The sequence below is a fragment of the Pseudomonas sp. D1HM genome, from assembly GCF_019266105.1.
GTDB classification, from domain to species: Bacteria; Pseudomonadota; Gammaproteobacteria; order Pseudomonadales; family Pseudomonadaceae; genus Aquipseudomonas; species Aquipseudomonas taetrolens.
On record NZ_LRMN01000025.1, the window covers coordinates 158,474 to 173,388 of the forward strand.

The 14,915-nt window shown below is 61.9% G+C and carries 13 protein-coding genes; 1 reads left to right on the forward strand and 12 read right to left on the reverse strand.

Annotation, left to right across the window (positions count from 1 at the left end; all coding sequences use genetic code 11):
* Positions 1-72: 72 nt before the first annotated feature.
* The 9 genes from AWM69_RS21470 to AWM69_RS21510 form a co-directional block, all read right to left on the reverse strand.
* A complete protein-coding gene (locus AWM69_RS21470) occupies positions 73-2,022 on the reverse strand; it encodes a sigma-54-dependent Fis family transcriptional regulator (RefSeq protein WP_218728384.1) in 1,950 nt (649 codons plus the stop codon).
* Between the two features lie 169 nt (positions 2,023-2,191).
* Positions 2,192-3,475: a C4-dicarboxylate TRAP transporter large permease protein DctM gene (dctM, locus tag AWM69_RS21475; RefSeq protein WP_131654124.1), complete on the reverse strand. Its 1,284-nt coding sequence runs from the start codon at positions 3,473-3,475 to the stop codon at positions 2,192-2,194.
* Positions 3,475-4,107 (reverse strand): TRAP transporter small permease, encoded by a 633-nt coding sequence (locus tag AWM69_RS21480; protein ID WP_048380488.1) that lies wholly within the window; start codon positions 4,105-4,107, stop codon positions 3,475-3,477. Before AWM69_RS21480 ends, dctM begins: the two co-directional genes overlap by 1 nt.
* A gap of 102 nt (positions 4,108-4,209) precedes the next feature.
* Positions 4,210-5,208 carry a TRAP transporter substrate-binding protein gene (locus AWM69_RS21485; RefSeq protein ID WP_218728386.1) on the reverse strand — a complete coding sequence of 333 codons (999 nt, stop codon included), beginning with the start codon at positions 5,206-5,208 and terminating at the stop codon, positions 4,210-4,212.
* A gap of 208 nt (positions 5,209-5,416) precedes the next feature.
* Positions 5,417-6,241 carry a CoA ester lyase gene (locus tag AWM69_RS21490; protein WP_218728387.1) on the reverse strand — a complete coding sequence of 275 codons (825 nt, stop codon included), beginning with the start codon at positions 6,239-6,241 and terminating at the stop codon, positions 5,417-5,419.
* A 103-nt stretch (positions 6,242-6,344) separates the two neighbouring features.
* Positions 6,345-7,544 carry a CaiB/BaiF CoA-transferase family protein gene (locus AWM69_RS21495; RefSeq protein ID WP_131654122.1) on the reverse strand — a complete coding sequence of 400 codons (1,200 nt, stop codon included), beginning with the start codon at positions 7,542-7,544 and terminating at the stop codon, positions 6,345-6,347.
* 63 nt (positions 7,545-7,607) lie between these two features.
* Positions 7,608-8,957 (reverse strand): MmgE/PrpD family protein, encoded by a 1,350-nt coding sequence (locus AWM69_RS21500; RefSeq protein ID WP_218728389.1) that lies wholly within the window; start codon positions 8,955-8,957, stop codon positions 7,608-7,610.
* Between the two features lie 10 nt (positions 8,958-8,967).
* Positions 8,968-10,131 carry an acyl-CoA dehydrogenase family protein gene (locus AWM69_RS21505; RefSeq protein WP_218728391.1) on the reverse strand — a complete coding sequence of 388 codons (1,164 nt, stop codon included), beginning with the start codon at positions 10,129-10,131 and terminating at the stop codon, positions 8,968-8,970.
* A gap of 69 nt (positions 10,132-10,200) precedes the next feature.
* Positions 10,201-11,040, reverse strand: coding sequence for a MaoC family dehydratase N-terminal domain-containing protein (locus AWM69_RS21510; protein ID WP_218728392.1), 840 nt, complete (start codon positions 11,038-11,040; stop codon positions 10,201-10,203).
* Between the two features lie 128 nt (positions 11,041-11,168).
* On the opposite strand from AWM69_RS21510, the gene AWM69_RS21515 reads away from it, so the two are divergent.
* Positions 11,169-12,113: a LysR family transcriptional regulator gene (locus AWM69_RS21515; protein WP_218728394.1), complete on the forward strand. Its 945-nt coding sequence runs from the start codon at positions 11,169-11,171 to the stop codon at positions 12,111-12,113.
* Here AWM69_RS21515 and AWM69_RS21520 read toward each other — a convergent pair whose 3' ends face one another.
* From AWM69_RS21520 to AWM69_RS21530, 3 genes are read right to left on the reverse strand one after another with little or no spacing between them, the layout of a single operon-like run.
* Positions 12,114-12,980: an ABC transporter permease gene (locus AWM69_RS21520; protein ID WP_131654117.1), complete on the reverse strand. Its 867-nt coding sequence runs from the start codon at positions 12,978-12,980 to the stop codon at positions 12,114-12,116. It abuts the gene before it with no gap.
* Between the two features lie 17 nt (positions 12,981-12,997).
* On the reverse strand, positions 12,998-13,858 hold the full coding sequence (locus tag AWM69_RS21525) for an ABC transporter ATP-binding protein (protein ID WP_218728396.1): 861 nt from the start codon (positions 13,856-13,858) through the stop codon (positions 12,998-13,000).
* Between the two features lie 6 nt (positions 13,859-13,864).
* A complete protein-coding gene (locus AWM69_RS21530; protein WP_218728397.1) occupies positions 13,865-14,884 on the reverse strand; it encodes an ABC transporter substrate-binding protein in 1,020 nt (339 codons plus the stop codon).
* Between the last annotated feature and the right edge of the window lie 31 nt (positions 14,885-14,915).

A 14,915-nucleotide genomic window follows, 5' to 3' on the forward strand; every position in this document is an offset into this window, starting at 1 on the left:
GGGATGGCCTGAGGTAAAAAAATGCCGGCTCCCATCATGGGCGCCGGCATTTTTCATGGGCGAAGGTGTGTGTCAGGGTTGGTCGTTGGGCGGGATAACGCCCTGTTTTTTCATCTTGCGGTACAGGGTTGAGCGCGAGATACCGAGGTCCGTTGCGGCGGCGCTGATGTTCCAGCGATGCCGATGCAGCGTCGCATGCAATCGCCGGGCTTCGTCGTCGCCCAGTTGCGCGCTCAGGCTGCCGGGCAATGACCGGTCGCGGGAGGGCAACAAAGAAGGGTGGGGCGCCAGCACCTCTGCGGGCAGGCAGTCGAGGTCAATGATCCCGTCTTCGGCCAGGGCCACGGCATACCGCAGGCTGTTCAGCAGTTGACGGATATTGCCGGGCCACGGGTGATCCAGCAGGTACTGGCGCGCCTCGGGGGCCAGTCGCAGGCCTTGGGCATCTTGTTGAGCGGCGAGCAGGCGGTCGATCAACTCGGCGCGGTCACTGCGTTCACGCAAGGGCGGGAGCGTCAGGTTCATGCCTGCCAGGCGGTAGAACAGGTCTTCGCGAAAGAGTTTCTCGCGGACCATGGTGTGCAGGTCCTGGTGGGTCGCGGCGACCACCTGAACATCCAGAGTGACGGGCACCTCGGCGCCCAGGGGTGACATTTCACGCTCCGCCAGCACCCGCAGCAGACGGGTCTGCAGGTGGGCCGGCATGTCGCCGATTTCGTCGAGAAACAAGGTGCCGCCGTTTGCCAGCTCCAGTTTGCCTTTCATGCCTTTCTTGCTGGCGCCGGTGAAGCTGCCTGCGCGGTAGCCGAAGAGTTCGCTTTCGATCAGCGTTTCGGGGATCGCCGCGCAGTTCAAGGCAATAAAGGGCGCATCGCGCCGGCTGCTGGCATGGTGAATGGCACGGGCGAAGGCTTCCTTGCCGGTGCCGGTCTCGCCGGTGATGAGTATCGCAATGCCTTTGTCGATCACCTTGCGCACGTGGCGCACGCTCTGTTGCAGCCGGACGTCCGCGCCGGCGAGTTGTTGCAGATCCGGGTGGGCAAGGGGGGCCGGCCGTGCCACCGCGGGTGGGGGCTGACGGTGCTGTTCGGAGGGAATCCGCAGGCCGACGTCCAGCAAGGCTTCGTCATGCAGAGCACGCAGTCGTACGCCTCGCGCGCCGCCCTGAGTGAGCCGGAGCAACTCACTCACCGTGACCGGCAGCAGGCTCTCGATGGGCTGTCCTACCAGTGTTTGCCGGGCCGCGTGGTTCATGGCAACAAACGCGGCGCGGTTGGCGCCGATGACACGTCCGCCCTCATCCAGTGCGAGCAGTTGCTCATTGGCCAGGTCGGCGATGTCATCGATGGGCTTGAGGGACAGCGTCAGACGATCGCGGTAGCTCTGGCGAAAATGCGCGTTCTCGATCAGCCGGGCGTAGAGGATGACCAGTTGCAGCGTCAGGTACTGGCTTTCCCGGGGGCCATCGCTGTTCAGGCAGGTGGCATTCAGGCAGCCGCGCAGCAGACCCTGGGCATTAAAGATCGGCGCCACCGAGCAGCTCAGGCGGAAATTGGACGTCAGGAAGTGTTCTTCGCGGTGGATGATCAGCGGCTGAGCCGCCGCCAGGGTGGTGCCGATGCCGTTGGTGCCGACCAGCGATTCGTCCCAGCGGGCGCCGATCACCAGCCCTGAGCGGGTGTAGTCATCGGGCTGGCTGGGCAGTCGAGAGTCGAGGGTAATACCGTGCTCGTCACTGAGCAGCACGGCGAAACCGGCTGGCGCCACGCGCTTGGTCAAGCCGCTGACGCCCTGGCTGGCGATGGCGAGGTAGTGTTGATGTTGCTGCTGATGACGGCGGATATTCTCGGCGCTGAGGATGTTCTCGCGGCTGGCGGCGCCAGGATCGAGGCGATGCTCTACAACGCTGCGGTACCAGGACTGGGCGATGACCCCGTCCGGGCTGATGCCGCGTCCGGAAAAATGGTCGTTGACGAATGCCGCGAGCTCGCCGGGTGTGGTCTGTGCGCTGGGCCGGGTCATGGAGTGCTCCCATCAGACGTGAAACCCGCGAACGGCATTCACGGCGATCTTGTTGTTATTGAGGGTCAGCCGGGGCTGCCAGTTGACTACCATAAACGCTGGCGTGCGTGATGTAAAAAGCCTCCCACGACTTGCATCGAGGGAGGCCGGGGCAGCGGGCAGGACGGGACTAGGGCATGCCCAGCCAGGTAGGCAACGCCAGGGAGATGAAGGGGACGTACGTCACCAGGAGCAGGAACAGCAGCAGGATGGACAGCCACGGCAGAGCGGCACGGATGGTCTGACCCAAAGTCAGCCCGGTCACGGCGGAGGTAACGAACAGGTTCAGGCCCACCGGCGGATGTACCAGGCCAATCTCCATGTTGACCACCATGACGATGCCCAGGTGGATCGGATCAATGCCCAGCTTCATGGCGATCGGGAAGAAGATCGGCGCCAGGATCAGGATGATCGCCGAGGGCTCCATGAAGCTGCCGGCAATCAGCAGGACGATATTGACCATGATCAGGAAGCCGAGGGGTGTCAGGCCCTCCGAGAGCACCCAGTTGGTAATTTGCTGAGGGATCTGCTCAGTGGTCAGGACATGGGCGAACAGCATCGCGTTGGCGATGATGAACAGCAGCATGATCGTCAGCCTGCCTGATTCGAGCAGGACTTTAGGGCACTCCTTGAGGCTCATGTCCTTGTAAACGAACAAGGCAATGAACGCCGAGTACACCGCGGCCACCGCCGCCGCTTCAGTCGGGGTGAACAGGCCGCTGTAGATCCCGCCGAGGATAATCACCAGCAACAGCAGGCCCCAGAAGGCACGCTGGGCGGTGTGCAACCACTCGCGGAATGTCGCGCGCGGCTGGGCCGGCAGGTTCTTGACCCGGGCGACGATGTAAATCACCACCATCAGGATCACACCCAGCAACAGGCCGGGTATGACACCGGCCATGAACAGCTTGCCCACGGATGTCTCGGTCGCCGCCGAATACACCACCATCACGATCGAAGGTGGAATCAGGATGCCCAGGGTGCCGGCGTTACAGATGATGCCCGCGCCGAACTCCTTCGGATAACCGGAGCGCACCATGCCTGCAACGGCAATCGAACCCACAGCGGCTACGGTCGCCGGTGACGAGCCCGACAGCGCTGCGAACAGCATGCACGCCAGCACCGCTGCAATGGCCAGACCGCCACGGATATGGCCGACGCAGGCGTTGGCAAAGTCGATCAGGCGCTGGGCCACGCCCCCGGTGGTCATGAAGGCGCCAGACAGCAGGAAGAACGGGATGGCCAGGAAGGTATAGCTGTCAGAGGTCTCGAACAGTTTGATGGCCAGTGAACTCAAGGAGTCCGGACTGAACAGCAGGATCGACACCGCTCCTGACAGGCCCAATGAAATCGCAACGGGCACGCCCAGGAACATGAAGACGAACAGCAGGAGGAACAGACAGATAACAGTCATCAGTGGTGCTCCTCACCGGGATTCGCCAGTTTGCTGGCTTCCGCCGCTTCGTCTGCCAGCCCCAGGCCGAGCTGACGATGGGTATAGATGCGGTACAGGATTTCCAGGTAACGCACGATGATCAGAGCGAAACCGATGGGCACGATGATCGCGATGTGGCCGATCTGGATGCCGTAGCGATCGAGGTCTTCAGCACCGATGCCGGCAACCAGCAGGGCCGAGACCCATTTGACGCTCGCCACCAGGAACAGGCCGGCATAGGCCAGGCAGCAGGCGCAGGCAATCATGGCCAGCACCCGTTGTGTCGCCTTGCCGGTTTTCTTGACCAGCACGTCGACACCCAGATGGCCCGCCGTGCGCACCCCATAGGAAATACCGAAAAAAATCAGCCAGCCAAACAGGGCCTTGGTCAAGGCGACGCTCCAGGTCATTTCCTGGGCGTATCCCATCAAGTGGTCGCCGATTGCCGCGAAAAAATCGCTGCTGAACGCCCATCGATCGCTGAGCGTATAAAACAACGTATATAAGTTATTCAGCATGACGTAGACGAACGTCACCAGCGTCATGGCAGCCAGGAGGAAGGCAATCATCCCTTCCTCGAAATGCTCCCAGACTCGCCTGAGCGTTTGCATAAACTTTCTCCGAACATAGAGAGGGTGGCTACCCCGGGCCGGGTAGCCACGCACACATCACGGCCTGACAGGCTGTGGCCTGGATCAGTGAAGGGCGGGGCCTTACGAATCCTTGTTGGCGCCGTCCGCGGCCTTGATCAGGTCCGCGCCGATATCGTTGGAAAACTTGTCCCAGACCGGGCGCATGGCTTCGCGCCATTGCAGGCGTTGCTCAGCCGTCAGGGTGTCGATTTCGCTGGTCTTGGCGTCGATGATCTTCTGTTTCGCGGTCTGGTTCAGCGCTTCAGCCTGCTTGTTCACTTCAACGGTCACTTGATCCATGATCGCTTGCAGTTCACCGCGGACATCTTCCGGCAAGCTGTTCCAGAACTTGGCGTTGGTGATCACCATGTAATCGATCAGGCCATGGTTGGTTTCGGTGAAGAATGGCTGTACTTCGTGGACCTTCTGGCTTTCGTAGTTGGACCAGGTGTTCTCGGTACCATTGACCGTGCCGGTCTGCAGGCCCTGATAAACCTCGGCAAAGCTCATTTTGCGCGGGTTGGCACGGATGGCCTTGAATTGCTCTTCAAGCACGCTGGAGGCCTGGACGCGGAACTTCAGGCCACGGGCATCCTTGGGCAGGATCACTTTCTTGTTGGCCGACAGTTGCTTGAGGCCGTTATGCCAGTAAGCCAGGCCGTGGATGCCCTTGTCATCCATCGAGGTCAGCAACGCTTTACCCTGCGGACCTTGCTGGAAGCGGTCGACAGCCGCCAGGTCGTTGAACAGGAAGGGCAGGTCGAAGATTTGCACCTGTTTGTTGTAGTGCTCGAACTTCGCGAGGGACGGCGCCAGCATCTGCACATCACCCAGCAACAAGGCTTCCATCTCCTTGCCGTCGCCAAACAATGAGGAGTTCGGGTACACCTCGACCTTGATTTTGTCCTTCAGCTTGGGGTCGGCAGCCACCCGTTTCTGGAACATCAATGCGCCTTGTCCCTTGGGCGTGTTCTCCGCCACCACATGGGCGAACTTGATGACAATGGGGTCGGCGGCCTGAGCCAGGCCTGCCATGGAGACTGCGGCGGCGCAGAACAGCGCCTTGGTCAGCTTCAACATCGATATCACCTTTTTATTGTTGTAAGAATGTTCAGCCTCTGCGGACCGTTGCAGGTCACTGCGTATGAGGCCTCTTCAAGGCGTTTCCAATCGTAAGATGGCCCAGTGGATCGCGTTTCGAGAATCAGCTTTTGTATAACCCTGCGTTCGGCCGAGCTGAACGCCATCTTTTGGGCTTGATCATTAGCATAGCGGTTGCCCGTCGTTGTCAGCCGGCGACCTGAGCCAAAAGCCGCTGAGCCCGCAGCAACACCGGGGCATCCACCATCTGCCCATCCAGCTGGAAGGCACCGGCACCGTTCGCGGCCGAACTCGCTTCGACCACTCTGTGCGCCCATGCCAGATCGCCCGGGCTGGGGGCAAGGGCGCCATGAATGACGGCCACCTGCTTGGGATGAATGCACAGGGCCCCACCGTACCCCATGTCATAAGCGTGTCGAACAGCCTGCTGCAGGCCATCAAGGTCGTCGATGGCCGGAAACACGCCGTCCAGCGGTGCAAGCAGGTTGGCGCCACGGGAATGAAGCTGCACCGACATGCGTGCCTGATCGAGAAACAGCCCGGCGGACGCGGTGCCGGTATTCAGGTTCAGGTCAAGGGCGAGGTCGAGGCTGCCGAACGACAGACGCTCCACACCCTCGGCATGGGCGATCTGCTCCAGCGCCAGCAAGCCTTTGGCGGTTTCAATGATCGGCCACACGGGTTTGCCGGTATGCCGGACGGCACGCACTTGAGCCGCGCTTTCCACCTTGGGCAGCAGGACCCCTGCGACCCCGGTCTGCTGTGTGCAGAACGTCAGATCGGCCGCGTGCTCGTGGTGGTCCGGTGCGTTGACGCGCACCCAGACCGATACCTGCGGCGCCTGCTGCAGAAAGGCCGCCAGGTTCAGGCGCGCCTGGGGTTTAAACACTTCCTCAACGGCATCCTCGAAATCGACAATGACCACATCGGCGCCAGCGGCCAGTGCCTTGGCAAAACGTTCGGGTCGACTGCCGGGTACAAACAATGCAGTGCGGACAATGGATCTGGACATGATGCGGGTTCCTCGCTTGCTGGATCGTGCAGGTTCGATGACGGGCAGAGCCCAGCGTGAGCCAGTACCGCCCACGGTCGGGATGCGTCTGCGGATAAAGGCTTCAGACCACGCCGTCTGCGGCGAGTCGGGCCTGTTCATCCGCAGAGAACCCCAGCTCATCCAGAATCCCGTGGGTGTGCTGCCCCAGGCCCGGCACGGGGCCCATTCGCGGCGTGAAGGCAGCGTTGCGCCCGGGGGGCAGCAAGGACGGCAACTTGCCGCTGGGGCTGTCCACTTCGCGCCAGCGATCGCGAGCCTTGAGCTGGGGGTGATCCCAAACGCCCTGCATGTCATTGACCCGTGCATTGGCGATTTGCGCGTCTTCGAGCCGCGCAACAACGTCGTCGACCGACAGCGGGGCGAAACGGTCGACAATGATCTGCCTCAGTGCCTCGCGGTTTTCCGAGCGCTTGAAGTTCGCAGAGAAACGCTCGTCTGTGGCCAGCGAGGTGTCGAGCAGGACCTTTTCGCAGAACAGCGCCCATTCACGCTCGTTTTGCAGGCCCAGCATGATGGTGCCGCCACCGCCGGTGGGGAACGGCCCATAGGGATAAATGGTCGAGTGTGACGCCCCGGCCCGTGCCGGTGGCGGCGCGCCGTTGTAGGCGTAGTACATCGGGTAGCCCATCCACTCCACCAGGCTTTCCAGCATCGACACATCGATGCGGCTGCCAATACCGGTTTTTTCGCGCAGCATCAGCGCTGACAGGATGCCGGTGTAGGCGTACATGCCTGCCGCGATGTCGGCGATGGAGCAACCGGCCTTGGCCATTTCGTCTTCGCCCGGGCCACCAGTGACCGAAAGAAAGCCGCCTTCGCTCTGGATCAGCAGGTCGTAGGCCTTTTTCTTTTCATACGGCCCGCCTTCGCCGTAGCCGGAGATATCGCAAACGATAAGCCGGGGGAAGCGTTTGTGCAGCGCCTCGAAAGACAGCCCCATGCGCGAAGCGGCGCCCGGCGCCAGGTTCTGCACCAGCACGTCGGCCATGCCGAGCAGTGATTCAAGAATGCCGCCTGCGGCGTCCTGTTTCAGGTCCAGGGTCAGGCTTTCCTTGGAGCGGTTGGTCCAGACGAAGTGCGAGGCCAGACCGTCGACACGCTGATCGTAGCCGCGGGCGAAATCGCCGCTGCCGGGGCGCTCGACCTTCACCACGCGGGCGCCCAGGTCGGCCAGTTGCCGGGTACAGAAGGGCGCCGCAATGGCGTGTTCCAGGCTGATGACGGTGATGCCGTCCAGCGGGCGGGGAGTGAGTTGAGTCATTGTGTTCACCTATGTGCTCGAGCCGTGCACCTTCGCTTGCCGTCGCGGACTGTGCGCCACCTGCTAAATCAGATCCGCCAGCGCCTGTGCATCACGCAGATGCCAGACCTTTTCGATCAGTGCCTTGCCTTGCGCTTCGGTCCGAGCCCCGGAGTACGCCAGCAGGCGCTGGAATTTGGCCTCCAGCTCCGGCCGCGACAGCGTGTTGCCCGGGTCGCCTTTGGGTTCGTCGATGGCCGCGCGCAGGGTTCGGCCGTCGGTCGTGGTGACGGTCACGCGGCCCAGCCAGCGCCCCGGGTAAGCCGCATCGACTTCAGGGTCCAGTGTCATGCTGACTTTCTCGCGAAAGGCGTCGACGTCGGCATCGGTCAGGGCAAAGTCGCGGAACTCGGTCAATTGGGCGCTGCCATGCACGGCGATCAGCCCCAGCACGGTGCCCATGGAAAACTTGGCCTGGTGTACGGTGGTCGGCTTCACGACCCGGCCGAGCACGTCAATCGCGCCCTGGTGGACCTGTGTGACGACCCGCTCAATCTGCTCATGGCGCAGGCCTTCGCGTTGCATCAGGAGCAGCAAGGCATCGGCGGCGGGGTGCGTATGGCGGCACGAGGCGTGGAACTTGAACGAGGTTTCTACCAGCGCCCAGCGCGTGCCCAGGCCTTCTGACAATTTGGCCGGCTGCGCATCGCTCGACATGCCCGCCGCCATGCCTTGCTCGCCTTCCAGGATGTTGCGCGCACCCGTCAGCCCGTCTTCGGTCATATAGGCGGCAAGCAGGCCGTCGGCAGCGGCCTTGGCGGTATGCAATTGCTTGGAGTCGGCGGCATCGCGCAGGAACTCCCACAGGCCGGCGGCCTGGGTCCCAGCGCTGCCCAGCAGGTTGATGAACTGCTCTTTGTCAAAACCCAGCAACTTGCCCACGCCTACGGCAGCGGCCAGGGTGCCGACCGTGGCGGTGGTGTGGAAGATCCGGTAGTGCGAACGCCCGAGGAACTCGCCGATACGAATTCCGGCCTCGTAGCCGGCGACCGACGCCAGGAGCAGGTCCTTGCCGGATTTGCCGAGGTCCTGGGCGGCTGCCAGGACTGCCGAGAACACGACCGTTGCCGGGTGCAGCACTGAACTGTTGTGCAGGTCATCCTGTTCCACCAGGTGCGAAGAGGCGCCGTTGACGAACGCTGCGAAGTGGGCAGAGGTGCCGCGTCCGCTGACCAGGATCCTGGCGGCCCCGTCGGCCGGGCCCATGCGCTCGGCATAGCGTTCAAACAGCGGCACCGGCCGTGCGCCCTGGCTGGCCAGGGCTGAGCCGATCCAGTCGAGGAACAGGTCTTCGGTGCGGGCCAGTACGGCGTCGGGCACCTGATCGTAGTGCAGGTCGGCCAGGAACGAGGCCAAAGCGTGGGTATGACTCATGGACAGGCCCTCAGAAGCTGCGCGGCAGTTCGAGCAAGTGCTCGGCGACATAAGACAGGATCAGGTTGGTGGAGATCGGTGCCACCTGGTACAGACGGGTCTCGCGGAATTTGCGCTCCACGTCGTATTCGCAGGCAAAACCGAAGCCGCCGTGGGTTTGCAGGCAGGCATTGGCCGCTTCCCATGAGGCCTTGGCCGCCAGGTACTTGGCCATGTTGGCGCTGGCCCCGGCATTGATCCCGCTGTCGTATTCCTCGCAAGCGCGCCAGCGCATCAGGTCGGCGGCTTCGATCTCGATATGCGCTTCGGCGATCGGGAATTGCACGCCCTGGTTCTGCCCGATCGGGCGACCGAAGACCACGCGGTCGCGGGCATAGGCGCTGGCTTTTTCGATGAACCAGCGACCGTCACCGATGCACTCGGCGGCGATCAGCGTCCGTTCGGCGTTGAGGCCATCGAGGATGTATCTGAAGCCTTTGCCTTCTTCACCGATCAGGCTGTCGGCCGGCAGTTCGAGGTTGTCGAAGAACAGTTCGTTGGTTTCATGGTTGACCATGTTGGCGATGGGTTGCACGGTCAGCCCTTTGCCGATGGCATCGCGCAGGTCGACCAGGAAAATCGACATGCCTTCGGATTTTTTCTTGACCTCGGCCAGCGGCGTGGTGCGCGCCAGAAGGATCATCAGGTCGGAGTGTTGAACCCGCGAGATCCAGACCTTCTGGCCGTTGATCACGTACTTGTCACCCTGCCTGACGGCGGTGGTCTTGATTTTGGTGGTGTCGGTGCCGGTGGTGGGCTCGGTCACGCCCATCGATTGCAGGCGCAGCTCACCGCTGGCCAGTTTCGGCAGGTAATAGCGTTTCTGCGTTTCGCTGCCGTGACGCAGCAGGGTGAACATGTTGTACATCTGGCCGTGGACGGTGCCGGAATTGCCCCCGCAGGCATTCACTTCTTCAAGAATGACCGAGGCTTCGGCCAGCCCCAGGCCCGAGCCGCCATATTCGACCGGGATCATGGCCGACAACCAGCCAGCATCGGTCAGGGCCTTGACGAAGGCTTCGGGAAAGCCTTTTTCTTCGTCGATCCTGCGCCAGTAGGCCGCATCGAATTCGGCGCACAGGGCACGCACACCCTCGCGGATGGCATTGAGGTCTTCGTTGTTATTGGGGTTCATGGTTGTTCTCTCAAGATCGGTCGGCCGCGTGCTGCCTCTGGCCAGGCAGCGTGCTCACGGAAAAGGGTTTCAGTCGAAAACGACCTCGGCGCTCTGGGCCACGCCTGCCGCGTTGCCCGCCCACAATTGCGCCTTGCCTGCCTCGACGAGACGGCCGCCGACCTGAAAGGGCGTGGGTACGTTCAGCGGGCGTACGCCTCGATAAGCGAAATGCCGTACACGTTTGCCGGGGTTGGCGCGGATGAAGGCGCGCAGATTGAAGGTGGCGATCATCGGTCCGTGCACCACCAGATCCGGGTAGCCCTCGGTCCCCGTGGCATAGGGATAGTCGTAATGAATGCGGTGGCCATTGAAGGTCACGGCGGAGTAGCGAAACAGCAGGGTGGGCGTCGGTGCGATGGTTTCACTCCAGTCGCCGGGTGCCGGGGCAGCGCCGCTGTTGAGCTTGGGCGGGTTGGGTTCACGGTAGACGATGTCCTGTTCTTCGCGCACGCACAGCTGGCCCTGCTGCGAGTAGTCGTGCCGGACCGTGACGAACAGCAGCGAACCGGTACGGCCGTGTTTTTCCTCGATCTGCAGGATGGTCGACAAGCGGTGGGCGTCGGCACCGACCCTGAGTGGCTCGATGAACTCGACCCGGCCACCGGCCCACATGCGATTGCGGGTGTCGGCGGGGGGCAGGAAGCCGCCCCGTGCCGGATGACCATCGCCGCCCAGTAGTGTTTCAAACACCGGTTCCTGGAAAAAACACCACTGCCACAACGGCGGCAACGGCTCGCCATCGGCGGGCGTGGTTTCGCCGAAGGTCGCGGCGATGCGTTTGACCAGGTTGCGGCTCAGCACGTCATGGGCCTCTTCCGTGCGGCCGATCCAGGCACTGAAATCCGTCGGTGAAGCTGAAACTGTCATATCCAGGCACCCTCTGCATTTGTTGTTATGTACGGATCATGGGAGCGGCCCGGCATTCTGAGAATTTGCATTTGCATAAACCGGCGTTCGGGTATGCTGAACGCTCTTTGGGATGTCCGGACATAACCATGCACTTCGACCTGGCGGATCTGCGTCTTTTCATTCATATCGGTGAGTCGCCAAGCCTGACCCAGGGGGCTCGCCGCGCATTTCTTTCACCGGCTGCCGCCAGCGCCCGGATTAAGGCGCTTGAAGGCCAGCTCGGCACCCGTCTGCTCTACCGCGACAGTCGAGGCGTGGAGCTGACGCCGGCCGGGCAGAAGCTGCTCAGGCATGCACGCTTGATCATGAGCCAGGTGGACTACCTGAAAGCCGAGTTCACTCATTTCGGCATTGATTCAGCCGGGCACATCCGGATTTTTGCCAATACCACGGCGGTGACCGAGTTTCTGCCGGAGGTGCTGGCCGGTTTTCTCGCCAAACGGCCTGGCGTAACGGTGGACCTGCAGGAGCGTTTGTCCCGGGACATCGTGCGCGGCGTGCTGGATGGCAGCACCGACATGGGGATCATTGCCGGCCCGGTCGAAGCGACCGGTTTGCAGGTGATTCACTTCAGCACCGACCGTCTGGTGCTCACCGTGCCCGTGGGGCATGAGCTGGCGACCCACAAGAAAGTCACACTGAAAGAAACCCTGGCGTTTCAGCACATCGGCTTGCATGAAGGCAGCACCTTGCTGAGCTTCCTGCGCGACCACGTTGAACGGCTCGGTCTGAACCTGTCATTGAGGATCCAGGTCTCCAGCTTCGAAGCGATCTGCCGCATGGTGGAAGCCGGGGTAGGTATCGGTGTCCTCCCTGAATCCGCAGCCATGCGCCACAGTCGGACCATGCAACTGGTCACCATTGAACTCGACGAGCCTTGGGCCGTGCGCGAACGCAGCATTCTGGTGCGTGAACTCGATGCATTGCCGGGCACCGTACGGGCGTTGATTGCAACGTTGATGCCCGAGCGCTCAGAGGCGGATAAGCCCGCGCCTGACGGTTCAACCCCGGTTGAACCGCCAGTCATTTGATCAGCGCTGCATTCCCCAGCGCTTCACGGTCACTCGCTCCAGCGTATCGAACACCAGGTTTTCGACCAGCAAGCCGATAATGATCACCACGGCCAGCCCGGCAAAGACCTTGTCGGTGTACAGCTCATTGCGGTTCTGGAAGATGTACCAGCCCAGTCCGCCCTTGCCGCTGGTCGCGCCGAACACCAGTTCGGCGGCGATCAGGGTACGCCAGGCGAATGCCCAGCCGATTTTCAGCCCGGCGAGGATAGAGGGCAGTGCAGCGGGAATCAGGATGAACAGCACGAAACGAATGCCTTTCAAGCCGTAGTTGCGCCCGGCCATGCGCAGGGTTTCCGAGACGCCGCGAAAGCCTGCGTAGGTGTTCAAGGCCAGGGCCCAAAGCACCGAATGCACCAGCACGAAAATCAGGCTGTTCTGGCCCAGGCCGAACCACAGCAGGGCCAGTGGCAGCAGTGCGATCGCCGGCAACGGGTTGAACATTGAGGTCAGGGTGCTCAGCAGGTCGCGACCAAACCGGGTCGAGACCGCCAGGGTGGTCAAGGCGAACGCCAGGGCGATGCCGATCAGGTAACCCTTGAGCAGCACCACCAGCGAAATCCCCACCTTGTCGAAAAGTTCGCCGCTGCGCAGCCCGTCGTACAGGGCGCTGGCGGTTTGCGTGAAGCCGGGTAGCAGCAGGTCGTTATTCTGATAGCGCGCAACCAGTTCCCACAGGACCGCCAGCAAGATCAGGATCAGGCTTTTGCGTAACCAGCCTTGCTGCCACAGGCGTTGCGCAAGGGGCAGTTCTCGTTCCAGCGCAACGCTCAGCAGCGGCTCAAGCACCACTTCGTATTCCTGGCGTGCAGAAGGTGAATGGCTCATCGGGTGCTTCTCCTTGCTTAATAGGCGATGCGGATATCGGCGAAATCCAGTTCAGGCTCGGTGTCCTGAACCTGCCCCTCATCAAACAACAACCGATGGATGCGCCGCGCCGACTGCTGGAATTCAATCCCTGCAAGGCTGTGCAAACCGTACTGATGGCTATGGATCTCGGCCCGGACCCGTCCCGGATGCGGCGACAGCAGCAGGATCCGGTTACCGATCACCAGCGCCTCTTCGATGGAATGCGTGACAAACAGCAGGGTGAAACGGACTTCTTCCCAGAGCAGCAGCAATTCCTCTTGCATCTTGCGTCGGGTCAGAGCGTCGAGGGCCGCAAAGGGTTCGTCCATCAACAGGATCTTGGGTTGCATGGCCAACGCCCGGGCAATCGCCACGCGCGCCTTCATGCCCCCGGACAACGTATGCGGGTAGGCGTCTGCAAACGCGGCCAGGCCGACTTTGTCCAGATAGTGCAGCGCCCGCTCCTCAGCTTCGCGGCGCTTAAGGGTGTTTGAGGCGAGCAGCGGGAACATGACGTTCTGCTTGACGGTCTTCCAGGGCGGCAACTGATCGAACTCCTGAAACACCACGATCCGGTCCGGCCCTGGCGCGTTGACCGTTTGCCCTTGCAGGCGGATCTGCCCTTCGCAGGGCTGGATAAACCCGGCCACGGCCTTGAGCAATGTCGATTTACCGCAACCCGAAGGGCCGAGCAGCACGAAGCGGTCGCCCGGGTCGATCTCGAAGCTGACCTGGTGAGTGGCCCGGACCACGCGCTGCGCCGTGCGGTATTCGAGGCTGACCTGGTCGACCGACAGCAGGGCCGGAGCGGTTGCGAGGGGGTTGCTGGCCGCGTGGCCTTGCACATGCGCGTTCATGTTCTGTCAGCTCCCTTGCAGCGGTTTTGCATCCTGGAAGAAGTAGTCTTTCCAGGATTCAGGTTTGTGTTTAATGGCACCCACGCGATAAAGAAATTCGGCCAGGGGATAGGTGTTTTTTGGCGTGACGCTGAATTCGAATTGCGGGTTATCGATGATGTTCAGTAAGTCGGCGCGGTCGATTTTGGCCTTGGTGACCCGGATGTATGTGTCCGCCGCCGCGCCTTTGTCGTTCTGTGCAAACGTGGCAGCTTCCGTCAGGGCATCAACGAAGGCTTTGTAGGTTTTCGGGTTTTCGTCGCGAAACTTCTCGGTGGCGAACAGCACCGTGGGCGAGTTTGGCCCCAGCAGGTCGTAGGTATTGAGTACGACATGCACGTTCGGGTTTTTCAGCGCCTGATCCTGGAACGGCGGGTTGGAAAAATGCCCGGTCAATTCAGTGCCCCCGGCGATCAAAGCAGCGGTGGCATCCGGGTGCGGGATGGCGAGGGTGTATTTGTCGAGACGGTTGAAATCCTTGTCGCCCCATTGCCTGGCCGCGGCGTACTGCAGGAAGCGCGATTGCACGGAAACGCCGACCGCGGGCACGGCGATGCGGTCTTTCTCGGTAAAGTCGGCGATGGTCTTGACCTTCGGGTTATTGCTCACCAGGTAGTACGGAAAGTTGCCCAGAGACGCCACGGCCTTGACGTTCTGTTTGCCGCGGGTGCGGTCCCAGATGGTCAGCAGCGGGCCAACCCCGGCGCCCGCGATATCAATCGAGCCTGAGAGCAGCGCATCGTTGACGGCTGCACCGCCGGACAGTTGCGTCCAGTCGACCTTGATGTCGATACCTTCTTGCTTGCCATATTTTTCGATCAGATGCTGATCGCGCACCACATTGAGCAGCAGGTAAACGATCCCGAATTGTTCGGCGATGCGGATCTCGCCTTCGGCTTGGGCCATGCCGGGGGCAAACAGGCTGCTGGTGAGCAGGCTGAGGCCCAGGCCGATACGGGTTGCTACAGCGTTAATGCGTTTGGACATGTGAGTGCTCCTGGTCATGGACATGACGTAG